The organism is Acinetobacter lwoffii (assembly GCF_022809915.1).
In the GTDB taxonomy this organism is placed as follows: domain Bacteria; phylum Pseudomonadota; class Gammaproteobacteria; order Pseudomonadales; family Moraxellaceae; genus Acinetobacter; species Acinetobacter lwoffii_M.
The window spans coordinates 41,792-64,132 of the sequence record NZ_JALGQY010000009.1 but is presented as its reverse complement, the minus strand read 5'-3'; the positions used below and the strand labels follow the sequence as shown (position 1 = coordinate 64,132).

Below are 22,341 nucleotides of genomic sequence, written 5' to 3'. Positions count from 1 at the left end.
TATCATAACAAAACTTTGGCATTCATAATGTTTTCTGCAAAAGATGCTAACCTTTTTCTGCATAATCATTTAAAATCGCCTGGTTTTAATATCTATAAAGTGAGCTCTACATGAACTTTCAGCGTATGACTGACCTCGATTTAGCAGGTAAACGTGTTCTGATCCGTGAAGATTTAAACGTTCCTGTTAAAAATGGTGTGATCACCAGCGATGCGCGTCTTCGTGCAGCATTGCCAACGATTAAAGCAGCACTAGAAAAAGGCGCTGCAGTCATGGTGTATTCTCATCTGGGTCGTCCGGTTGAAGGTGAGCCTAAAGCTGAACAGTCACTTGCTCCTGTAGCGGCTTACTTGACTGAAGCTTTGGGCCAAGAAGTGAAACTGTTTACTGACTATTTAGATGGCGTTGATGTTCAGCCAGGCCAGGTGGTTCTACTGGAAAATTGCCGTTTTAACGTCGGCGAGAAGAAAAACAATCCTGAACTTGCAGCAAAATATGCAGCATTGTGTGATGTATTCGTGATGGATGCCTTTGGTACAGCACACCGTGCAGAAGCATCTACTGAAGGCGTAGCGCGTCTGGCTAAAGTTGCAGCTGCAGGTCCTTTACTGGCAGCTGAACTTGATGCGCTTGGTCGTGCACTGCAAACCCCTGAAAAGCCAATGGTGGCGATTGTTGCAGGTTCTAAAGTCTCTACCAAGCTGGACGTTTTAACCTCACTTTCTGACATTTGTGATCAATTGATCGTCGGTGGTGGTATTGCCAACACGTTCCTTGCTGCGGCCGGTTATAACGTGGGCAAATCATTGTGTGAAAAGGATCTGATCGATACGGCAAAAGCCATTGCTGCAAAAGTAGCAGTTCCACTTCCTACTGACGTTGTGGTTGCAGATGCCTCTGAAATTAACTTTGAAGACTTCCTGGGTTCATTGGCTGCTGCAAAAGCAACGGTGAAAAACGTTGCAGATGTTGCTGATAACGACATGATTCTGGATGTAGGCCCGGAAACTGCGAAAGCATTTGCAGAAATCCTGAAAACCTCTAAAACCATTCTTTGGAATGGCCCAGTCGGCGTATTTGAAGTAGATCAATTCGGTGAAGGTACTAAAACTTTATCTTTAGCGATTGCTGAATCTGAAGGTTTTTCGATTGCGGGCGGTGGGGATACACTTGCTGCGATTGATAAATATGAAGTGGCTGACAAAATTGGTTATATCTCGACGGGTGGCGGTGCATTCCTTGAATTCGTTGAAGGTAAAACCCTTCCTGCTGTTGCAGTACTTCTAGAACGTGCTTAATTGTATGTCCTAAGCTAAAAAGCTGGCCCAGTGCCAGCTTTTTTTATGTCATTTTTTTGACAGTGAAAATTTACCCTTCATGGCTTCGTCATTAAAATGCAATAAATCTGTCATAAGATGCAGTCATTAAATCACCAAATGACGAGAATACGTGATGAAGAAACAGTTAACTATTGCAGTATTATTAGCAGCATCTCTGGCATTGACTGCGTGTGCAAAACAGGAAAGTGCACCAGAAGCTGAAGCAGAAAGCTCGGCAGCCGTGGCAGATCAGGCTGTAACTCCAGAACAGCAAGCTGCCATTGATGCCATTGACCAGCCAATTTTAGATGAAAAAAATACCGATATTCCAGCTGAAGTTGCCAATGCGCCAGCCGACGAAGCGACTGCAGACGAGTCAGTTGCTGCGACTTCAGAGCCTGTAGCACCTTAATCCGGTTAATGTGACACAAAATCCCTGCAAATGCAGGGATTTTTTTTAAATAGTGTTATTTGTTGCTGAATTGAAACCTTTGAACATGTAGAATATGGGGCATTCACTGGGAGGATATTATGGCTCTTATTTCATTGCGCCAGCTCTTGGATCACGCCGGCGAACATGCTTACGGCGTACCAGCATTTAACGTAAACAACTTAGAACAAATGCGTGCAATTATGCTTGCAGCAGATGCAACCAATTCACCTGTTATCGTACAAGCATCTGCGGGTGCGCGTAAATATGCAGGCGCTCCGTTCTTGCGTCACCTAATTTTGGCTGCAATTGAAGAATGGCCACATATTCCAGTGGTAATGCATCAAGACCACGGTACGAGCCCTGACATTTGTCAACGTTCAATCCAGTTAGGCTTTTCATCAGTAATGATGGACGGTTCACTGGGTGAAGACGGTAAAACACCAACTTCATATGAATATAACGTTGATGTGACTCGCCGTACAGTTCAAATGGCACATGCGTGTGGCGTATCTGTTGAAGGTGAAATCGGTTGTTTGGGTAGCCTTGAAACAGGTATGGCGGGTGAAGAAGATGGCGTAGGCGCAGAAGGCGTACTGGATCATTCTCAACTCCTGACTTCAGTTGAAGAAGCGCGTAGCTTCGTTGCTGATACCAATGTTGATGCGCTTGCAATTGCAGTAGGTACTTCACACGGTGCGTACAAGTTCACGCGTCCACCTACAGGTGATATTCTTGCGATTGACCGCATTAAAGAAATTCACGCAGCACTTCCAAACACACATCTTGTCATGCACGGTTCAAGCTCTGTGCCACAAGAATGGTTGGCAGTGATTAACCAGTATGGCGGCGACATCAAGGAAACTTACGGTGTTCCGGTTGAACAGCTGGTTGAAGCGATCAAACACGGCGTGCGCAAGATTAACATCGATACTGACTTGCGTTTAGCATCTACCGGTGCAATGCGTCGTATGATGGCAGAAAAACCAAGCGAATTCGATCCTCGTAAATTCTTCAGCGCAACTGTAGATGCAATGAAGCAAATCTGTATCGATCGTTATGAAGCTTTCGGTACTGCAGGTAATGCAGACAAGATTCGCCCAATTTCTTTAGAGAAAATGGTGTCACACTATAAATAATTCCCAGTGAATCATTTATAAAAAAAGCCCACTGCAAATGTGGGCTTTTTTGTAGACTCATAAATATCAAGAATAAGAGCAGCATATGGAACTGATTTTCGCAGCAGCGCTATGCAGCGTTGCGGTCTCAATATTATTAAAAGTCGCCAAAAATAAGGGCTTGAGTCCGATACACATGATTAGCTGGAACTATATGACAGCCAGTCTCTTGTGTTTTTTCTGGTTTAAGCCTGATATTCAGCATATTTCAATGTCTCAGACGCCTTGGTTGCTTATTCTGGCTCTGGGTATTTTGCTTCCGAGCGTATTTCTGTTTTTGGCCAAGGCTTTGCAAACGGCTGGAATTTTAAAAACCGAAATTGCCCAGCGACTTTCTGTAGTTTTGTCACTGGCTGCAGCCTATTTTATTTTTCAGGAACAGTTTAATCAGCTGAAAATACTTGGGATCGCTTTAGGTATTGGAGCAGTGCTGTGCATCCTGTTTTCACATCGACAAAGTACAGGACAGGGCAGTCAGGGAATGTTGTATCTGGGCTTGGTCTGGGTCGGTTATGCACTGATTGATGTATTGTTGAAATATACAACCAGTCTGGGCCTCCAATTCGCGGTGGCGCTGAATCTAATGTTTGTTTGTGCCCTGATCATTTCGATGGGCTATCTGTTAATCAAATATAAAAGCTTGGGCTCGATGCAGAATATCGGCGCTGGTCTGTTATTGGGTTTCCTGAATTTTGCCAATATTGCTTTCTATGTCAAAGCCCATATGCTGCTTAAGGATTCACCTGCGATCGTCTTTGCTGGCATGAATATTCTGGTGGTGGTATTTGGTGTGATAGCAGGTTTGGTATTCTTTAAAGAACGGCTCAAACCTGCAAGTACTCTAGGATTACTGCTAGGCTTGACTAGTGTGATTTGCCTAGCTTATGCAATGTCTGCTTGACATAAGAGGATGCAAATTCAATCGGATGTCGGAGCAGGTCACCTGCTTCGGCCAGTCCAAGCAATAAACCGGACTGTTGGCAGTCTGGACAATGCGGATAACGATGCTGCTGATCTTTATAGTGCTGGAGATAAATTTTATCGCAATGATGACATTCAAATTTCAGGGATTTGGATGTAAGGAGCGACATAGATGACCTCTATTGTTATTCTATTAGATGGTAAATTAAATAAAGCAAAAAATAGGCCCGAATTGATATGGAAAGGGGCGCTTGCCCCCTTTTATAGCATAAATTCCTTACAGTTTGGTGAAAATATCTTCAGCGGCAAGACGTGATTTAGGCAGTTTGGCATTGAAATCATTTTCACTACGATAGCCTAAAGTCAGCAATACAGAGGGGATCAAGCCCTGTTCTGCGAGTTGTAATTCTTCACTAATTATCTCTTCATCAAAGCCGCCAATTGGTGTGGCATCGACACCTTCAATTCCGGCAGCCAAGAGCATTTGACCGAGTGCAATAAAGGTCTGGTTTTCAGCCCAACGCTGAATATCACCTTTTTCATTACGATAATAATGAATATAACCTGCACGGGTGTTTTTCTGACCTTCCTTGGCGGATTCATCTTTAAATCGGCCACTGAGATCATCGCGGTTCAATAAGTTTTCCAGATGCAACTCATTAATATCGGCTTTGGTGCAGAATAAAATGGTATGGGATGAATCCAGAACTTTGGGTGCATTGTAGGCATAAGTACCGACCAAGGCTTTGGCAATGCGCTGTTTGGCTGCCTCATGATCGGCAATAAAAAAATGCCAAGGCTGAATATTGATTGAAGAGGGTGCCAGACGCAAAATTTCTAATAGGCGCTCGAACTGTTCTGCCGGGATTTTCTTGCTAGGATCATAGGCTTTAGTGGTATAGCGGGTCTGTGTGATCTTGAGTAAATCCATCAATGGACTCCAATCTTTTTAAATAAACAGCGAGTAGAAGTTTTAAATATATACATTTTTCACATCCTCCGATTATTACAATAAAAAAGCATCAGGCAAAGCCTGTTTTGAGATGATCTTGAGCTGGATTCAAGCAAAACTTAGAGTTAAATCAGATTAAAACCCAGTTTTTGTCTATTGGCACTTTTAAGCGAGAAGCGTTTAATAAGAGACATCGCCGGCAACATGCAAATAGGTTAGCGGATGCAAGTCACCAATTATTTTAAACACAAACTGAAAACCCAGCAGCAAATCGGCTTATGGATTGGACTGGCGGATGCCTATGGAACCGAGATTGCGGCAAATGCAGGTTATGACTGGCTGCTGATTGATGGTGAGCATGCGCCCAGTGATTTGAGAACCACCTTGTCGCAACTGCAAAGTATTGCTGCTTATCCCTCGCAAGCAGTGGTACGACCGCCCATTGGCAGCGTACAACTGATCAAGCAACTCCTCGATATCGGCGCGCAAACGCTGTTGATTCCGATGGTAGAAACCGTGGAACAGGCCGAACTCATGGTCAGGGCAGTCCGTTATCCGCCTGAAGGAATTCGTGGCGTTGGTGCTGCACTGGCACGTGCCACCCGCTGGAACAGCATTCCAAATTATTATCAGACGGCACATGAAGAAATCTGTTTATTAATCCAGATTGAATCGGTCACAGGACTTGAAAATCTGGATGCTATTCTTCAGATCGACGGGATTGATGGCGTGTTTATTGGCGCCGTTGATCTATCTGCCACTATGGGTTATCAAGGTGATCCGAATCATCCTGAAGTACAAAAAGCTGTAATTGATGCAATCCAGCGGATTCGTTCTGCAGGCAAAGCTGCAGGAATTCTGTCAACCCAGCATGAAGTGACGCAAAAATATATCGAACTTGGCACTGAGTTTGTAGCAGTGGGCGTAGATACCAGTGTTTTGATGAATTCCTTGCGTGATCTATTGGGGAAATATAAAAAGGATATCAATGTGATTAATCCGACTAGCGGTTATTAATCAACAAGAGATTCTGAATGAATAGCTTAACTGGATATTTGGTTTATTTTTAACCAGAAATTGTTGGGGGATGAGCTATTCATTCAACTATAAGAAAATCATAATGAACCATCAAGAAGTAGAACAATTTTTACAAAAACAGCAGAACACCTTAAAGAATAAACGTCAGCAAAGAACTAGACGAGCGCAACAAGCTCTTTTATGATTCACGTACTGTTTGCAGCCTTAAATGCTATTCTTTTAATCCTTAATTATCAAAAGACAGGAGAGTGGAACTTGTTGTACCTCGCACTGAGTTTCATGTCTCTAATATTGATTTTCAAGTATTTAAAGACAGGTTTTGTTTATAAATATAAATGAAATAACATTAAAATGAATTTTAGATAATAAGAGTTAAAAGCCTAAAAATTAACAAAGCATGAGAAAAGTTCTTAAAAATCCCATTCTATTGTCATTACAATGTAATTTTGCTTTTGCTAGATAAATAGCTTACACTGGTTGCACTTCAAGCAAGTACTGTTCTTGCTTCTATTATTATTTTAAGCTGATTGTGATGTACTTTTCAGTTCAAGTATTTGAACTCAAATAAGATCTACTAACCATAGAACTATTATGTAAACTAGGTTGTTATTAATCTCTCTCCATATAGTCACAAAAAGCTCATATCGTGTGAGTAAATATTTTGATCAAAATCAATGAATGGCATATTGCCACTGCCGCTGATGGCAATGAAATTAACGTGAAACTGGTTCCATTAAAGCGTAAGCAAAATACAATGGACGGTTTTATCTGGGTTGAAGTCGGTAAAATGATTCAATTGCCAACGGGTGAGGAATTTCAGTTCAATCTCGATGGTAAAAGTTTCTATACTGGGGTAAACCAGCTTTATCGTCTGTGTTAAGCAGATCAATATCGTAAAAAAGTGGCTGATTAATATCGCCACTTTTTTAGTTTCAGGGTGTCAAAATTTTGATCTTCCTGAATTTCCAGAATCTCAGCACTGTCTTCTTTCCAGTCGCCCAGTACAATTCTTTTTTTCTTAGCTAACTGATGAATAGCTGCGCGATGTGTATGACCATGGATCAGTACATCTACGTCCTGTAATGCCAGCTCAACTGCATGTGGGTTGACATCCATCACTTCATAACTTTTAAACTGTTGTGCCTGATGGCTTTGTTGACGAAAGCGGTTAGCCAGTCTGGTTCGAAATGAAAGCGGGGTTTTTCTTAAGAAGCCCAGTAGCCAGGGATGACGAATAATTTTTTTAAAACGCTGATAAGAAATATCATCGGTACATAGTGCATCGCCATGTTCCAGGCAAAAACGTGTTCCGGCAATAATCAGCTGATCGATTTCGGGAAGAAGCTGTCCGCCAAATCGAGCTAAAAATTTACTTCCCAAGACAAAATCCCGGTTGCCGGCTTGAAAATAGACCTGATTCCCAGCCTGAGTAAACTGTTTTAATGCAGTGACAATTTCGTCCAGCCATGGAGAGGTATAGTCATCACCAATCCAGGCATTGAACCAGTCACCCAGAATATACAATTGGGTATTTTGATTTTGATATTCAGTTAATAAATCTAAAAACCCCCGAACAAGTCGAGGGTGATCAGGTGACAAATGTAAATCTGAGATAAACAGATAGGTCACGAATCTTTTCCTTTTATTCCTCTCTAGATCCCTCATTCATATGAGGGATTTTCCATTACACAGTTTTAAAGCGTTGCTTTAAAACTCATAAAAGAACGGAGAGGACGTTTTTTATTCAGAAATGATTTTTGCAGATTCGATTACTACGTTTTCTAGAGGAACGTCAGCGTGGTAGCCACGGTTGCCAGTACGTACGTTTTTGATTTCGTTCACAACGTCCATACCTTCAACGACTTTACCAAATACGGCATAACCCCAACCTTGAGCAGTTTTACCAGAGTGGTTAAGGAATGAGTTGTTTTTCACGTTAATGAAGAACTGAGCAGAAGCAGAATGCGGTGCTTGAGTACGCGCCATTGCAATCGTACCTTCGTCATTGGTCAAGCCGTTGTCTGCTTCGTTTTCGATTGCATCACGTGTTGCTTTTTCTTTGAAGTTTTCATCCATGCCGCCGCCTTGGATCATGAAACCATCAATAACACGGTGGAAAATTACGCCGTCATAAAAACCGTCACGTACGTATTCTAAAAAGTTAGCTACGGTTTTAGGTGCTTTTTCAGCATTGAGTTCTAGAACAATACGACCTTTATTGGTGTTTAATTCGACTTGAGGAAAACTCATTGTGTAATCTCCTGATCATGGACGAGTGCCATGGTTTTTTCTGAATGAATGAAGCATAAGCAAACTACAATCGACAAGGCAAGTAAAAACATTATTTTCTTTGTTAAAAGCATAAAAATAATACCTTATTTATACGTTGATTTATCAAGGCATTTCAAATGCTGCCAGACAGGGCGTTATATTCCAGACAGGCGCGAATTGAATCATTTTCTGATTTCGTAAAGCGTTGATATTTTAGTTTTGGGCAGCTTACTGTATTTTCAATTTTTAAAATGAGTGAATTGAAATCAAATACCGTAGTTAGCGGTTGAGAGATTAAGCACCTATAGTTAAACTAAGGAACTTTGATAATGAATATACGTACAACTTGTACGATGAAATATTCGTTAATCCCTTTTTAACTTTAGAAGTGAATGATTGATCATGAAGCCAAATGATGTTGTGACATCTCTGCCCGAGAACCCGACCCAGAAGAACAATGCAGTCGATTCAGTGCAGCAGCAAGAACAACAACCAGGCTTGGACTTTGTACGTCAGGTCATTACTGATGATTTAGCCGCTGGTCGTACTCAACAGGTGGTGACGCGTTTTCCGCCTGAGCCGAATGGCTATTTACATATTGGCCATGTGAAAGCAATTTGCTTGAACTTCGGTATTGCTGAAGAATTTAAAGGTGTGTGTAACCTGCGTTTTGACGATACCAACCCGGATGCCGAAGAGCAGGAATATGTGGATGGTATTGCCAATGATGTGAAATGGCTGGGTTTCCAATGGGAAGGCGAGCCGCGTTATGCATCAAGCTATTTCGATCAACTTTATACCTGGGCAGTTCAGCTGATTGAGCAGGGCGATGCCTATGTGGATTTGCAAAGCCCTGAAGAGATCCGTTTGAACCGCGGTAATTTCGTTGAGCCAGGCAAAAACTCGCCACAACGCGATGCAACGGTTGCAGAAAACCTGGAGCGTTTTGAGAAAATGCGCAGCGGTGAATATGCAGAAGGTCAGGCTGTATTACGTGCCAAGATCGATATGACTTCACCGAACGTGCATATGCGTGATCCGATTCTGTATCGTATCCTGCATTCTGAACACCATCAGACTGGCGATAAATGGAAAATTTATCCAATGTATGACTATGCGCATCCACTTTCTGATGCGATTGAAGGCATTACCCATTCACTGTGTACCCTGGAATTCCAGGATCACCGTCCGTTCTATGATTGGGTAGTGGCAAAAGTTAAATCACCATCCGTGCCACGTCAGTACGAATCTAGCCGTTTAAATGTGGACTATACCATCACCTCAAAACGCAAATTGCGTAAGCTGGTTGAAGGTGGCTATGTTCAGGGCTGGGATGATCCACGTATGCCAACTGTAGTGGGTATGCGCCGTCGTGGTTTCACGCCTGAAGGTCTGCGTGATTTCTGTCAACGTGTTGGTGTATCGAAAGTTGATGGCAGTATCGTCGATGTAGCCATGCTGGAATACTGTATTCGTCAATCTTTGGAAAATACCGCCGCTCGTGGTATGGCCGTGTTAAATCCATTAAAAGTGACTTTAACCAACTTGCCAGCTGATATGGACCTGACCCATTCACGTCATCCGAATGTCGATATGGGCGAGCGCGTTATTCCATTGACGACCGAGCTGTTTATTGATCGTAAAGACTTTGAAGAAGAGCCACCAAAAGGCTTTAAACGTCTGATTCCAGGCGGTGAAGTCCGTTTACGTCATGCCTATGTCATCAAATGTGACGAAGTCATTAAAGATGAAAATGGTGAAGTGGTTGAACTGAAATGTTCGATTGATCCTGAAACTTTAGGTAAAAATCCTGAAGGTCGTAAGGTCAAAGGTGTGATTCACTGGGTATCTGCGACAAAAGGCGTTCCTGCAGAAGTGCGTATTTACGACCGTCTGTTTACGGAGTCTGATCCAGAAGTGGGTGATGACTTCTTGGCAAACCTGAACCCTGAATCATTGAAGGTGGTTCAGGCCGTGATTGAGCCTGCATTAGCGCAAGCTCAGCCGGAGGATCGTTTCCAGTTTGAGCGTGAAGGTTATTTCGTGGCAGATCAATATGATCATTCCAGCGAAAAACCGGTATTTAACCGTATTCTGGATCTTAAGGACAGCTTTAAACCAGGCAAATAAGCTGGTTTAAGTCAGAATGTAAAAAGCCCAACTCTGGTTGGGCTTTTTCAATACAGTAGGGAAAATTGCATGATTGTGCGTGATAAGAATAATAGTTTGGGTTTACTGTTTGCCTGGCAGGGAACGATTCTGCCCAAGGTACTGCCAGCATTAATCTTGGTGGTTTTTATTTCAGCTTTGCTGGTGTATTTGAGTCAGGCGCATTTCGTCAGCCTTCCTGCTGTTCCGGCAATTGGCTTTACCATTTTTGGTGTCATTCTCTCGATTTTTTTAAGTTTTAGAAATACAGCCTGCTATGATCGCTGGTGGGAAGGGCGCAAACTTTGGGGCGCGCTGATTGCCACCACGCGTCATTTATGCCGTGATAGCCACGTTCTGGACGATCAAACCCGTGAAGTCTTATTGTACCGCATGATGTTGTTTACCCATCTATTACGTGACCGGTTGAGACAGCAAACGCCCAGTATTCAGACTTATCAAGCCACTACCGGTTTTGAACCTAAGTCATTCGAGCAATTGCCGATGCAAATCAATCCATCACAATGGGTGCTGGAACAGATGCAAAAAGAACTGGTACAGCAATATAAACAGGGCAAGATCAGCGATATTATTTATAATAACCTGAATCAGCATACTGTGGCCTTGGGAGATATTCAGGCCGGTTGTGACCGGATTTTGTCAACGCCGTTGCCATTTTCTTATTCAGTGCTGTTGCATCGTGCGGTTTATTCTTTTTGCTTTATCTTACCTTTCAGTTTACAGGCGAATTTGGGACTGTGGACACCAATTTTAGTGGGATTGATTGCTTATATGCTACTCGGGCTGGACGAGCTCAGTGCGGAGCTGGAAGAACCCTTTGGCTTGCAGGACAACGATCTGCCGCTAGATTCAATTGTACGACTGGTCGAGCGGGAAACCCTAAGCTCTTTAGGTAAAGCACTACCTGAAGCGATTCAAGCCAGAAAAGGCTATTTAACCTGATTCCTTATCGACATCATCAAAATGTAAACACGAACTTAAAATTTCTTGCTCACAAAAAATCATCAGCAGGCTGAGCTTTAAATTAACGATGTTTAAGATTGGTCAGGTCTGACACTTTAGTTTTAGCCTGATCTTGCAATTCACGGTATTGTTGCAAACGCAGATTGGCTTTATCTCTGAGCTTCTTCTTGATGTACAGCGCCAATGCGAAACTGGTGGTGGTCAGGGTCAGGAACATGCTGTTCATAAAACTCATCATCGAGCTGATATAACCAATCGTGGTCAGACGATTCATCATATAAATCACTTGCGGGCTGCTTTCTACGCCGGTAATGGCCCAGGTACACAAATGTTCGCAATTATTAATAATCAGATGATAGTTATTTTCATGCATTCTGGACCGCATGCGGCGCACCACTTTACGACCTTTATATTTTGCCGAGTCATAATGCTGCATATGAATCGGTTTGCCATGACTGAATTTTTCAATCGAGGTGATTTCAATGGGGCGTTTCTTGAATAAATGCGCAAAGCCGGAATAATGAATGACACGACCACGTCCGGCGTAAATCCCATGATGGGTATAACCGAAATGTTTAACCATAAGGTGTGCGCCTATGGGAAACCGTTTAGTCTGTTGCATATCAGAATTAAACCATTTAAAAAGCATTTTCGTTTAATAGGAAGTGTACTGTGTTTTGCTAAATTAATCGATGCCTTGCCTGAGTTTCAGATCAGAATTGAAGAGTTATTAAGCCAAATTTAAAGGGATTTAAAGAAAGCAGAATTTAGAACATATTCTTCTGATAAAGGTTTTAAATAGCCTAAGCAAGCCTTAACATTTCTTCAAATCAAAGGGGATCAATGAGTTGTTTAGAGTTTTCCTGCCTGATCTCTGAAGTTTTAAAGTTGGAGTTAATAAACTATGCTGAAATAGAGAAGACCAAACCCTTCAACTATAAACTTTCAAGCATAAAAAAAGCACCTGACTACGCAAGTGCTTTCTTTATACGGCTGTAACCTTGGCCGATTACTGCAATGGCAAGTGCTGAAGTTCATTCAGTTCTTTACGGCTATAGCCGCGAGATACCAGAACCTTTTTAATTCCGATGATGATTTCTTCATCAGTGGCTTTAGAAAGTGCTTCAAGAAGCTGTTCATTCGTCTTGCAAGAGCAATCATTTTCAACACAAGCAATTTGATTCTTGTGTTCATTGTGTTGTTCATTAGAAAACAACTTTTGCCAAAAACTCATAGAGCCTTCATACAACAACCTAACATAGAGTGAAATATAGCCAATTAAATAAATAAAGCAATAGGACCTATGTGATAAAAGCAGCAGTTAGTCTTGAAAATTTCCGATGGAAGCCCGAAGGTCTAACGATATTTCTTGCTGTACAAGTCAATATTTATTATTAAATATATGATTTTTAATATAAAAAATGGAGCTTCAAAAAGCTCCATTTTTGTAACAATATAATAAATTGAAACAAATTCTTTATACTTTTTCCAACAAGACACCCGTCTCAACATGGTGCGTATACGGGAACTGGTCAAACATGGCGAACTTGCTGATTTTATGCGTTTGAGACAACTGTTTCAGATTGTCATATAAGGTATCTGGATTGCAAGAAATGTAAATAATACGCTGGAAACGCTGTAACAGTTTCAGCGTTTCATCATCAATACCGGCACGTGGTGGATCGACAAATACTGTATCGAAATCATAAGTCGAAATATCAATTTGTGCTTCCTGCAAACGACGGAAAACACGTTCGCCATTATAAGCTTGAGTGAATTCTTCTGCAGACAGACGCGCAACCTGAATATTTTCAATCTGGTTCTGCTCAATATTCCACTCAGCTGCATAAACTGAAGATTTGGCTAATTCAGTGGCTAAAACACGGCGGAATTTGGTCGAAAGCGGTAGAGTGAAGTTGCCATTACCACAGTAGAGTTCCAGCAAATCTTTATCTGATTGCTCTGCTGCATCACATGCCCATTCCAGCATTTTTTGACAAACTTGTGCATTGGGCTGGGTGAAGCTGCTTTCGATCTGCTTATATTTATAGCGACGATCAAAAACAGACAGTTCTTCCACCACATATTCATCAGTCAGGACGAATTTCTGACCACGGCTACGGCCAATCAGTTTGATATTCAGCTTTTCCGCCAGTACTTTTGCGGCAGGTTCCCAGCTTTCATCTAGCTTGCGGTGATAAATCAGAGATACCAGAACTTGACCACTTAAAGTTGCCAGAAAATGGACTTCAAACAGGCGATGACCCAGATTGGCATCTGCCTTGAATGCTTCAAGTAATTGTGGCATCAAGTCATTAATGCTGCGGTCTGCAATTGGAAATTCATCAATACGAATGACTTTTTTATTGTTGTTTTCGTCACGTTCGAACATGGCATAAAACAGATCATCTTCAGTATGCCAGATCCGGAATTCAGCACGCATGCGGAAATATTTTTCAGGAGACTGGAATACTTCTAAAGCAGGTGGTTGATATTCGGCAAACTGAGCGCTGATGCGTTCAATTTTGGCTTCAAGTTGTTGCTGATAAGATGAAGTCATATGCAGTAAGAAATCGCAAATATTTTAAAGCGCAAATGGTAGCAAAAAATTGCCGATCTGCCTAAGCCTATTGTAGTCGAGCCGCTTTAAAAGCTGCATAAAAAAGACCAAACCTTCTGAGGAGAGAGGTTTGGCCATCAAGAGGAAAGATTTAAGCTAAAAATGCTGAGATGATTGGACTGATTTAGAGATTATCCATCGTCATCAAGCTGGCATTACCGCCTGCCGCCGCCGTATTGATACTGATCGCGCGTTCAATCACAAATCGCTCGACCGGAATATCATAGTTGCCCGAACTTAAATGGGTGATACCAATAATTGCACCTTTTCGGCCTGCAATGCGTTTCTGCAAATCAATCAGTTCAACAGTGTCACCATGATGCAGGACGGCATCAAACGCGCCTGTTTCAATATCCCGGACCACTTTAAATTGCTTGCTGATCGCGGCTGGCATGGTTGGTAAATATTTCAGAATAAAAGTATTGTCAGCTAGGAATGCAGGACGACTGCCGACCGATAAAATTGCCAGAATTTGCTGAATCTGGTCTTGCTCCGTGTGTGCCAAAGATAGAACACTTTCTCGTGGCAAGATTAGGTACTGATTTTCCTCACCGGTTGGACCTTGCAGGCTAAAGCTTTGACCAGTCGCAATTTGCATAGGTGCTTTTAAAGATAAAGTTGGGAAAGTTTTAGCTACCCAGACTTTAAACTCCTGAACAAGTTTATTTTCAACAAGTGCTGGACCCGCTTGAACTGCATAAGGCTGCGCCAGTTTTTTCTCGGATACTTGATGCATTAAACGGTAGATATACAACGGGCCACCTGCTTTCGGGCCGGTGCCAGACAGACCTTCGCCACCAAAGGGCTGGACGCCCACGACCGCACCAACGATATTGCGGTTGATATACAGGTTGCCGACTTCCGCTCGTGCAATCACGGTTTGCATGGTTTCATCAATACGCGTGTGCAAGCCCATGGTCAGGCCATAACCCTTGCTGTTGATCTGATCTAACAACTGTTCCAGTTCGCCATATTTATAGCTGATCAGATGCAGTACCGGGCCAAACACTTCACGTTCCAGATCATCCAGATTTGGCAGTTCAATCAGGGTTGGTGCAATGAATGTTCCTGGAGTTAATTCAGTCTGGTCCTGATTAAACATCAACTGATGAACTGTATGACCTTTGCTGCGCATCTGCTCAATATGCTTTTGGATATTTTGCTGGGCTTCTGCATCAATCACTGGACCAATATCGGTTTTCAGCAAGACCGGATTGCCAACGCGCAACTGTTGCATGGCACCTTTGAGCATGTTGCGAACAGCCTCCAGATTATCCTCTTGCACACAAAGGACACGCAGGGCAGAACAGCGCTGACCGGCACTGTCATAGGCAGAGCTCACAACATCCAACACTACCTGTTCAGTTAGTGCAGATGAATCCACAATCATAGCGTTTTGCCCGCCGGTTTCAGCAATCAGGGTGACGCTTTCTCCAAGCTGGTTTAGCCGTTCTGCCACGGTTTTTTGCAGAATCTGAGCGACCTCGGTGGAACCGGTAAACATGATGCCCTGAATACGTGGATCTGCACTGAGCTGTGCACCAATAGTTTCACCACGGCCCGGCAATAGCTGTAACACATCCTGCGGAATGCCGGCTTCCCATAAAATCTGTACGGCTTGTGCTGCAATGAGCGGTGTTTGTTCAGCCGGTTTGGCAATCACGGTATTGCCAGCGACCAGCGCTGCTGAAATCTGACCGGTAAAAATCGCCAGCGGGAAGTTCCATGGACTGATACATAGTACAGTACCTAAAGGCTGGATCTGTACGTTGTCACTGAGATCCAAAACTTGAGCTGCATAGTAACGCAAGAAATCTACCGCCTCACGTACTTCGGCAATCGCATTGGCATAGGTTTTACCTGCTTCGCGAGAAAGAAGAACCATGAGCGGAAGCAAACGCTGTTCCATCAGTTCTGCGGCTTTATTCAGGCAGGCAGCACGCTCATTTTTTGGCAGATTGGCCCAGAAACTTTGTGCATTAACTGCTTGAGTGAGTGCAATTTCGGCCTGTTCAGAAGTTGCTTCATAGACTGTGCCGACCACATCCTGATGGTGTGCTGGATTGATCACTGGAACTGCATGGGGCGTATCCACGCTGCTAAATGCCGTTCCCATAGCAGCTGACTGAAATTGCGTATTTGCCAGACTGGATGCGACTTCATTTAAAATACTGATTTCAGCATCATTGGCCAAATCGAGTCCTGAAGAGTTCAATCGTGCATCGGTATAAAGATCTTGCGGATAGGGAATCTGGGGATGCTTGGCACCCATCACGCCTTCTTGTTTTGATGCCTTTAAAATGGTTTGCTGTGGATTTTCAATCAAATCTTCAATTTTCAAGGTTTTGTCAGCAATACGATTGACGAAGGAGGTATTGGCACCATTTTCCAGTAAGCGGCGCACCAGATAAGCCAGCAAGGTTTCATGATTGCCGACTGGCGCATAGATCCGGCATGGTACACCGAGTTTATTTTTCGATGGATCGCCCACGACATTTTCATACAGTGGTTCGCCCATGCCATGCAGACATTGGAACTCATATTGGCCGGCATAATACTGCTCAGGTTGTGCCAGCTGATAGATCGTCGCTACCGTTTGTGCATTGTGAGTGGCAAATTGTGGGTAGATATAATCCGGTTCAGCCAACAGCTTACGCGCACAAGCAATATAAGACAGATCCGTATGCACCTTACGAGTAAATACCGGATAATCTGACATTCCATCAATTTGGGCTTTCTTGATTTCGCTGTCCCAATATGCGCCTTTGACCAGACGAATCATCAAGCGTTTCTGGCTGCGCTTCGCCAGATCAATGATGTAATCCACTACATAGAAGCAGCGTTTCTGATAGGCCTGAATCACAAAGCCAATGCCTTTCCAGTCCTGTAATTGTGGTTCAAAACACAGGCGTTCTAACAGTTCAAGTGAAATCTCAAGGCGATCACTTTCTTCAGCATCGATATTTAAACCAATATTGTATTGCTTGGCCAAGACCGCGAGTTTCAGTACTTTTGCATAGAGCTCATCATGCACGCGATCCATTTGCGAACGCTGATAACGGGGGTGCAGCGCAGAGAGTTTGATAGAAATGCCAGGCCCGTCATAAACATCCTTATCCTGCGAAGATTGACCAATGGCATGAATGGCTTGCTGATAATCCTGATAATAACGTTCAGCATCCAGATCGGTCAGTGCTGCTTCACCCAGCATGTCATAGGAATAGCGAAAGCCTTTTTCTTCCAACGGTTCGGCATTTTTCAGGGCTTCATCAATGGTTTCACCCGTGACAAACTGCTCGCCCATCATGCGCATGGCAACATCGACAGCCTTACGGATAATCCCGCGGCCACTGCGTGCCAAAAGACCGGTCAATAAGCTAGACAGGCTTTTTTGCTGTGGGGTTTCCATCAGCTTGCCGGTCAGCATCAGTCCCCAGGCTGCTGCATTCACAAACATCAATTGGCTCTGGCCCAAATGTTCTTTCCAGTTACCTTGATTGATTTTGTCTCGAATCAGTAGGTCACGTGTGGCTTTGTCCGGAATCCGCAGCAAGGCTTCTGCCAGACACATTAGGGCAATGCCTTCCTGAGAGGATAAAGAAAATTCCTGCAATAAGCCTTGGACAATACCGGCTTTCCCAGTGGAACTTTTACGTTCACGTAAGGAATGTGCGAGATCAAAGGCAAGCGCCTGAATCTTGTCACTTATTTCGGAAGAAATTTCACTATGGGCCAATAACTCTTCGACGCATTCAGTTTCAGCACGACGCCATGCCGTATTAATACGTTCTTCGTATTGGTTTTTGTGTTTAAATTCAGCAATATAATTCGAGTGCTGGGCTGAATCTAAAATTGAATCTGGGCGGAGAGTGGTTGGCATAGTGACTTCCTGTACTGCGTCAATCAGTTCTTTGATGTGAATGAGTTTTAATCTATAATCACAGAATATTTGACGAATATCTCACTATAGTTTTCTATTTTTTTAGAGAATAATTCTAATGCCAAGTCCTTATTTGAACCTTGACCGTATAGATATTCGTATACTGGGTTTATTGCAATCCGATGCCAAGCTGTCCAATATCAAACTGGCTGAACTGGTTAATCTATCGCCTACGGCAGCCTTGGCGCGTGTACAAAAGTTGACCCGGGAAGGTTTTATTCTGGGCTACGAAGCGCGCCTCAATCCAGTCATGTTGAATAATGGTTTTGTGGTCTTTGTTGAAATTTTACTGGATAAAACCACGCCGAATGTTTTAGATGAATTTTCCCATGCTGTGCGGCAGATTCCTGAAATTATCGAATGTCATATGATCAGTGGCGGTTTTGATTTCGTGGTGAAAATCCGCTGTGCCAATATGGATGAATTCCGCAAAATCTCTGGTCAGATCTTGTGGCAATTGCCCGGAATTAAAGAAACGCGCAGTTATCCGGTGATGGAAGTGATTAAAGAAAGTCAGCGGATTCATCTGAAAATGTCGGGAAAAGCCAAGTAATTCGCAAGCACTTTATCTATGAACTAAGAAATATAAAAGGGACTTAAAAGTCCCTTTTATATTCAAGTAAGAAGATGATTATTTTTCTATTTCAGCCATTTCTTTTTGATACTCGGCTTTAGCCATTTCAAAGCGTTTGACCACATCAGCACTCGGTGCTTTATCCAGCAGGCTGACGATGATAATGCTGAGGGTGGCCAGAATAAAGCCTGGAATGATCTCATACAGACCGGTATCACCCATATAATTTTTCCAGACAATTACAGTCATGGCACCAACCACCATACCCACAATTGCGCCGTTGAGGGTCATTCGTTTCCAGAATAGCGACAAGATAATCAGCGGGCCAAATGCAGCACCAAAGCCCGCCCAGGCATAAGCCACCAGACCCAAAACCTTACTGTTCGGATTAATCGCCAGTGAAATGGCAATTAGGGCAATCACCAAGACCATGCCGCGACCGACCCAGATCAGTTCTTTTTGTGAAGCATTTTTACGCAGGAAACTCTTATATAAATCTTCGGTCAGGGTGGTTGAGCAGACCAGAAGCTGACAGCTCAAGGTGCTCATAATTGCCGCCAAGATAGCAGCCAGAATGATTCCGGCAATCCATGGATTAAACAGGATTTTGGTCAACTCCATAAATACCGTTTCAGGGTTTTGATTCACCACCGAAGCCAATGCGGGATTGACACTGAAGTAGGCAATACCGATATAACCGGCAGCCACTGCACCGCCTAGGCATAGAATCATCCAGGTCATGCCAATACGGCGTGCAGCAGGAATGGTTTTGACCGAATCTGCTGCCATAAAACGCACCAGAATATGCGGCTGACCAAAATAACCCAAGCCCCAAGCCAGACTGGAAATAATCGCAACGGTGCTTAAACCTTCAAGCATGCTTGAAGCATGTGGGCGAGCCGATTCAAGGATGACACTCACTTGCTGGCTGTTGTCGCCCAGAGCCAAGAAGGTAATGATCGGAGTCAGCAATAAGGCAAAAATCATCAAACCGGCTTGGAATGTATCTGTCCAGCTGATCGCCAAAAAGCCACCAATACAAACATAAAGAATCGTCGCCATCGCACCAATCACAAGCGCTGTGGTGTAATCCCAGCCAAACAGGCTTTCAAACAGTCGTGCACCTGCGACCATGCCTGAGGCACAATAAATTGCAAAGAACACCAGAATCACCAAGGCAGACAAGACCCGTAAAATACGTTTACGATCGGAAAAACGGCTGGTGAAATAATCCGGCAAGGTCAGGGCATTGTTCTGATATTCGGTATGGGCACGCAGTCGACCTGCCACCAGTAACCAGTTCAGCCATGCACCGATAATCAAACCGATTGCAATCCAGGCTTCTGACAGGCCAGACAGGTAAATGGCTCCCGGAAGACCCATCAACAGCCAGCCACTCATATCCGATGCGCCCGCTGAAAGTGCAGTGACCACACTGCCCAGACTCCGTCCACCTAGAATATATTCGTCAAAATTGGAGGTGGCACGATAAGCATATAAACCGATTGCAATCATGGCGATAATATAAAACATGAAGGTAATCAGGGTGGGGTTTAAATAAGTCATAGGCAGGTCATCCTGTAAATATGGAAATCATCGTCCAAGATGATTTTTTGTACTGAGATCGCAAGGAGGTGATTCAAGCATGGTTTAAAAATTACACTCTGTAACAATTACACAGCTTTTATGTATACTTATTGTAAATAGAGTAGTAATTTACTGAAATTGAATTAGGAATAACTTAAGCGGATAAAAGGCAATACGACGTCGAATTCAGGGGAAAAGTGGAAATTTTGAATAAATAATGAAAATATTTGAATTTTAGCTAACTGCTTACACAATCTTACAAAACTCACAGCTTTAGCGTATTGGTAATAAATCGTAGCAAATCTAGGTTAAAGTCTTCCTATTAGGCCTGTATTTGTTTGCTCATATTAATGTCACATCAAATACGGTGCATCGCCAAGAGTATTTTTTAGTGGACAATATGCTTCAAATCGAACTGACCCGCATTGAACGTGATTTATTGGGGGAAAAACAAATCCCGTTGCATAGCTATTATGGGATTCATACCTTACGTGCCATCGAAAATTTTAAGATTTCCGGATTGGCGGTGGGGCAACAAACGCATTTTATTCGTGCTTTGGCTCAAGTGAAAAAAGCTTCGGCACAGGCCAATCTGTATTTCCAGAAACTGTCCGAGCAGACCAGTACTGCCATTCAGAAAGCTTGTGATGAATTGATTCAGCATCCGGAAGCGTGGCAAGCGGCATTTCCACTCGATCCTTATCAGGGCGGTGCCGGAACCTCCATCAATATGAATGCCAATGAGGTGATTGCCAATATTGCACTTGAAATGTCGGGCCATCAGAAAGGTGATTATCACATTCTGCATCCGAATGATCATGTGAATACTTCGCAATCGACCAATGATGTCTATCCAACGGCTTTGCGTCTGGCGACCTATAGCAGTCTGGATGAATTGTTGAGCGTGCTTAAAGCATTGATTGACTGTATCGATCATAAAGCTGCCGAATTTGAATATGTCATCAAAATGGGACGTACCCAGTTACAAGATGCCGTGCCGATGACCATGGAACAGGAGTTCCGGGCATTTGCCACCTTATTAAAAGAAGATCTGAAGCTGATTGGGCAGATGCGACAGTTATTGCTGGAAGTCAATTTAGGCGCCACCGCCATTGGGACTGGGGTCAATACACCGCCGGGCTATGCCAAGCGGGTGGTGGAAATCTTGGCGCATCTGACGGGTTTGCCTTTAAAAGGTGCGGCAGATTATGTCGAGGCGACCAGCGATTGTGGCGTCTTTATTATTTTGTCGAGCAGTTTAAAACGTCTGGCGGTAAAACTGTCCAAAATCTGTAATGATCTGCGCCTGCTCAGTTCGGGACCGCGTACAGGTCTGGCTGAAATTCGTTTACCCGAATTACAGGCAGGTTCTTCGATCATGCCGGCAAAAATCAATCCGGTAATTCCAGAAGTGGTCAATCAGATTGCCTTTCGGGTGATTGGTAACGACTTAACCATTACTATGGCTGCGGAAGCCGGGCAGCTACAATTGAATGTCATGGAACCTGTGATTGCCGTGGCGATGAATGAATCAATTCAGTTATTGACCCAAGGTATGCAAACCCTAAATCAGAAATGTATTGCTGGTATTCAGGCCAATGAACAGATTTGTTTAAGTTCCGTCATGCGCAGTGTCGGGATTGTGACCTTGCTTGAACCGATATTGGGACATGCCAAATGTGATGAAATCGGCAAACAATGTATGCGGGAAAATAAAACCGTGCCGCAAGTGGTGTTGGAGCTGGGCTTATTGAGTGCAACGCAATTAGAAGAAATCTTTGCATTTGAAAATCTGGTGTCTGAAATCCCTTCAGCAGAAAGTCAGCTTGAACAGGTTTCTTAACAGAACCAGAGCGGTTAAATCATCTGAAACAGCGAATCGCTGCTATTTTGATAATTTGCCTCAAGTTCAGGATGTGGATTTGAGGCATTTTCATCTAGACTAGAGCCAGAACTATATTTGGCTAGGTAAATGGCAATGTTTGATAAAATCAGTGCATTATTTAAAAGTAATAAACCGACTGCTGCACAGCTATATTTAGAAGAGCAGAATATTCAGTGCGTAGAAGGTACAGGCTATATCGTCGATGATATTCAACTCAATCAGGAATTGGGTGCACGATTAGAGTATTTGTCCAATCGCCGTTTAAAACAGTTTGATGATTTAAAAGCGTTATATGATACCGCGATGCTGATCAATGAAAAAATTGATCTGGAAATTGCCCATCAGCATTTTAATGCGACTTTAGGCAATACCGAAGAGAATCTGCTGCAATTTAAAATGATCCTTAAGAAGTTAAATGATTATTATCGTAACTTTCTGCGCGATCAAAAATAAGCTGCAAAAGTGGCTTAAAATCGAAGTATATGGATGTAGCA

The 22,341-nt window shown here is 43.2% G+C and carries 20 protein-coding genes; 11 read left to right on the top strand and 9 right to left on the bottom strand.

Annotated elements, in window-relative coordinates:
• Positions 1-110: 110 nt before the first annotated feature.
• From MTX11_RS06605 to MTX11_RS06590, 4 genes are all read left to right on the top strand, one after another.
• Positions 111-1,298: a phosphoglycerate kinase gene (locus tag MTX11_RS06605; RefSeq protein ID WP_004279856.1), complete on the top strand. Its 1,188-nt coding sequence runs from the start codon at positions 111-113 to the stop codon at positions 1,296-1,298.
• Between the two features lie 154 nt (positions 1,299-1,452).
• The gene (locus MTX11_RS06600; protein ID WP_004729831.1) at positions 1,453-1,731 is read left to right on the top strand and encodes a hypothetical protein; all 279 of its coding nucleotides are present in this window, start codon (positions 1,453-1,455) and stop codon (positions 1,729-1,731) included.
• A gap of 119 nt (positions 1,732-1,850) precedes the next feature.
• A complete protein-coding gene (gene fba / locus MTX11_RS06595; RefSeq protein ID WP_004279853.1) occupies positions 1,851-2,888 on the top strand; it encodes a class II fructose-bisphosphate aldolase in 1,038 nt (345 codons plus the stop codon).
• Between the two features lie 85 nt (positions 2,889-2,973).
• Positions 2,974-3,828, top strand: coding sequence for an EamA family transporter (locus MTX11_RS06590; protein WP_004729829.1), 855 nt, complete (start codon positions 2,974-2,976; stop codon positions 3,826-3,828).
• Here the strand turns inward: MTX11_RS06590 and MTX11_RS06585 are convergent.
• Both MTX11_RS06585 and nfsB read right to left on the bottom strand, forming a co-directional pair.
• Positions 3,791-4,018 carry a hypothetical protein gene (locus tag MTX11_RS06585; protein ID WP_114540754.1) on the bottom strand — a complete coding sequence of 76 codons (228 nt, stop codon included), beginning with the start codon at positions 4,016-4,018 and terminating at the stop codon, positions 3,791-3,793. The genes MTX11_RS06590 and MTX11_RS06585 overlap by 38 nt on opposite strands.
• Positions 4,019-4,125: 107 nt before the next feature.
• The gene (gene nfsB, locus MTX11_RS06580; protein WP_085064663.1) at positions 4,126-4,779 is read right to left on the bottom strand and encodes an oxygen-insensitive NAD(P)H nitroreductase; all 654 of its coding nucleotides are present in this window, start codon (positions 4,777-4,779) and stop codon (positions 4,126-4,128) included.
• 243 nt (positions 4,780-5,022) lie between these two features.
• Here nfsB and hpaI point away from each other — a divergent pair, with 243 nt between their 5' ends.
• On the top strand, positions 5,023-5,817 hold the full coding sequence (hpaI, locus tag MTX11_RS06575) for a 4-hydroxy-2-oxoheptanedioate aldolase (protein ID WP_004279848.1): 795 nt from the start codon (positions 5,023-5,025) through the stop codon (positions 5,815-5,817).
• A 682-nt stretch (positions 5,818-6,499) separates the two neighbouring features.
• Positions 6,500-6,718: a hypothetical protein gene (locus MTX11_RS06570; protein WP_004279847.1), complete on the top strand. Its 219-nt coding sequence runs from the start codon at positions 6,500-6,502 to the stop codon at positions 6,716-6,718.
• A 29-nt stretch (positions 6,719-6,747) separates the two neighbouring features.
• Here MTX11_RS06570 and MTX11_RS06565 read toward each other — a convergent pair whose 3' ends face one another.
• Together MTX11_RS06565 and MTX11_RS06560 are read right to left on the bottom strand one after the other, a co-directional pair.
• Complete coding sequence (locus MTX11_RS06565; protein ID WP_243474688.1) at positions 6,748-7,467, bottom strand: UDP-2,3-diacylglucosamine diphosphatase; 720 nt, start codon at positions 7,465-7,467, stop codon at positions 6,748-6,750.
• Between the two features lie 111 nt (positions 7,468-7,578).
• The gene (locus MTX11_RS06560; protein ID WP_004279844.1) at positions 7,579-8,088 is read right to left on the bottom strand and encodes a peptidylprolyl isomerase; all 510 of its coding nucleotides are present in this window, start codon (positions 8,086-8,088) and stop codon (positions 7,579-7,581) included.
• Positions 8,089-8,511: 423 nt separating this feature from the next.
• Between MTX11_RS06560 and MTX11_RS06555 the strand changes: the two genes are divergently transcribed.
• A complete protein-coding gene (locus MTX11_RS06555; protein ID WP_243474687.1) occupies positions 8,512-10,239 on the top strand; it encodes a glutamine--tRNA ligase/YqeY domain fusion protein in 1,728 nt (575 codons plus the stop codon).
• A 69-nt stretch (positions 10,240-10,308) separates the two neighbouring features.
• The gene (locus MTX11_RS06550; protein WP_243474686.1) at positions 10,309-11,220 is read left to right on the top strand and encodes a bestrophin family protein; all 912 of its coding nucleotides are present in this window, start codon (positions 10,309-10,311) and stop codon (positions 11,218-11,220) included.
• A gap of 82 nt (positions 11,221-11,302) precedes the next feature.
• Here the strand turns inward: MTX11_RS06550 and MTX11_RS06545 are convergent, their stop codons facing one another.
• The 4 genes from MTX11_RS06545 to putA form a co-directional block, all read right to left on the bottom strand.
• Positions 11,303-11,863, bottom strand: a complete 561-nt coding sequence (locus tag MTX11_RS06545; RefSeq protein WP_026055785.1) for a lecithin retinol acyltransferase family protein — start codon at positions 11,861-11,863, stop codon at positions 11,303-11,305.
• A gap of 387 nt (positions 11,864-12,250) precedes the next feature.
• The gene (locus MTX11_RS06540) at positions 12,251-12,475 is read right to left on the bottom strand and encodes a hypothetical protein (RefSeq protein ID WP_034436106.1); all 225 of its coding nucleotides are present in this window, start codon (positions 12,473-12,475) and stop codon (positions 12,251-12,253) included.
• Between the two features lie 243 nt (positions 12,476-12,718).
• Complete coding sequence (trmA, locus tag MTX11_RS06535; RefSeq protein WP_219309525.1) at positions 12,719-13,801, bottom strand: tRNA (uridine(54)-C5)-methyltransferase TrmA; 1,083 nt, start codon at positions 13,799-13,801, stop codon at positions 12,719-12,721.
• A gap of 184 nt (positions 13,802-13,985) precedes the next feature.
• A complete protein-coding gene (putA, locus tag MTX11_RS06530) occupies positions 13,986-17,741 on the bottom strand; it encodes a trifunctional transcriptional regulator/proline dehydrogenase/L-glutamate gamma-semialdehyde dehydrogenase (RefSeq protein WP_243474685.1) in 3,756 nt (1,251 codons plus the stop codon).
• Positions 17,742-17,859: 118 nt separating this feature from the next.
• Here putA and MTX11_RS06525 point away from each other — a divergent pair, with 118 nt between their 5' ends.
• Positions 17,860-18,354 (top strand): Lrp/AsnC ligand binding domain-containing protein, encoded by a 495-nt coding sequence (locus MTX11_RS06525; RefSeq protein ID WP_243474684.1) that lies wholly within the window; start codon positions 17,860-17,862, stop codon positions 18,352-18,354.
• A gap of 78 nt (positions 18,355-18,432) precedes the next feature.
• Here MTX11_RS06525 and putP read toward each other — a convergent pair whose 3' ends face one another.
• Positions 18,433-19,941 carry a sodium/proline symporter PutP gene (gene putP, locus MTX11_RS06520; RefSeq protein ID WP_243474683.1) on the bottom strand — a complete coding sequence of 503 codons (1,509 nt, stop codon included), beginning with the start codon at positions 19,939-19,941 and terminating at the stop codon, positions 18,433-18,435.
• A 421-nt stretch (positions 19,942-20,362) separates the two neighbouring features.
• Between putP and MTX11_RS06515 the strand changes: the two genes are divergently transcribed.
• Together MTX11_RS06515 and MTX11_RS06510 are read left to right on the top strand one after the other, a co-directional pair.
• Positions 20,363-21,805 (top strand): aspartate ammonia-lyase, encoded by a 1,443-nt coding sequence (locus MTX11_RS06515; RefSeq protein WP_243474682.1) that lies wholly within the window; start codon positions 20,363-20,365, stop codon positions 21,803-21,805.
• 129 nt (positions 21,806-21,934) lie between these two features.
• A complete protein-coding gene (locus MTX11_RS06510) occupies positions 21,935-22,300 on the top strand; it encodes a hypothetical protein (protein WP_243474681.1) in 366 nt (121 codons plus the stop codon).
• Positions 22,301-22,341: the final 41 nt, after the last annotated feature.

What these genes read in the sequence shown, in the direction of transcription:
- MTX11_RS06605 (WP_004279856.1), top strand. Translation starts at nt 111, where the DNA reads ATGAACTTTCAGCGTATGACTGACCTCGATTTAGCAGGTAAACGTGTT.
- MTX11_RS06600 (WP_004729831.1), top strand. Translation starts at nt 1,453, where the DNA reads ATGAAGAAACAGTTAACTATTGCAGTATTATTAGCAGCATCTCTGGCA.
- fba (WP_004279853.1), top strand. Translation starts at nt 1,851, where the DNA reads ATGGCTCTTATTTCATTGCGCCAGCTCTTGGATCACGCCGGCGAACAT.
- MTX11_RS06590 (WP_004729829.1), top strand. Translation starts at nt 2,974, where the DNA reads ATGGAACTGATTTTCGCAGCAGCGCTATGCAGCGTTGCGGTCTCAATA.
- MTX11_RS06585 (WP_114540754.1), bottom strand. Translation starts at nt 4,018, where the DNA reads ATGTCGCTCCTTACATCCAAATCCCTGAAATTTGAATGTCATCATTGC.
- nfsB (WP_085064663.1), bottom strand. Translation starts at nt 4,779, where the DNA reads ATGGATTTACTCAAGATCACACAGACCCGCTATACCACTAAAGCCTAT.
- hpaI (WP_004279848.1), top strand. Translation starts at nt 5,023, where the DNA reads ATGCAAGTCACCAATTATTTTAAACACAAACTGAAAACCCAGCAGCAA.
- MTX11_RS06560 (WP_004279844.1), bottom strand. Translation starts at nt 8,088, where the DNA reads ATGAGTTTTCCTCAAGTCGAATTAAACACCAATAAAGGTCGTATTGTT.
- MTX11_RS06555 (WP_243474687.1), top strand. Translation starts at nt 8,512, where the DNA reads ATGAAGCCAAATGATGTTGTGACATCTCTGCCCGAGAACCCGACCCAG.
- MTX11_RS06550 (WP_243474686.1), top strand. Translation starts at nt 10,309, where the DNA reads ATGATTGTGCGTGATAAGAATAATAGTTTGGGTTTACTGTTTGCCTGG.
- MTX11_RS06545 (WP_026055785.1), bottom strand. Translation starts at nt 11,863, where the DNA reads ATGCAACAGACTAAACGGTTTCCCATAGGCGCACACCTTATGGTTAAA.
- MTX11_RS06540 (WP_034436106.1), bottom strand. Translation starts at nt 12,475, where the DNA reads ATGAGTTTTTGGCAAAAGTTGTTTTCTAATGAACAACACAATGAACAC.
- trmA (WP_219309525.1), bottom strand. Translation starts at nt 13,801, where the DNA reads ATGACTTCATCTTATCAGCAACAACTTGAAGCCAAAATTGAACGCATC.
- putA (WP_243474685.1), bottom strand. Translation starts at nt 17,741, where the DNA reads ATGCCAACCACTCTCCGCCCAGATTCAATTTTAGATTCAGCCCAGCAC.
- MTX11_RS06525 (WP_243474684.1), top strand. Translation starts at nt 17,860, where the DNA reads ATGCCAAGTCCTTATTTGAACCTTGACCGTATAGATATTCGTATACTG.
- putP (WP_243474683.1), bottom strand. Translation starts at nt 19,941, where the DNA reads ATGACTTATTTAAACCCCACCCTGATTACCTTCATGTTTTATATTATC.
- MTX11_RS06515 (WP_243474682.1), top strand. Translation starts at nt 20,363, where the DNA reads ATGCTTCAAATCGAACTGACCCGCATTGAACGTGATTTATTGGGGGAA.
- MTX11_RS06510 (WP_243474681.1), top strand. Translation starts at nt 21,935, where the DNA reads ATGGCAATGTTTGATAAAATCAGTGCATTATTTAAAAGTAATAAACCG.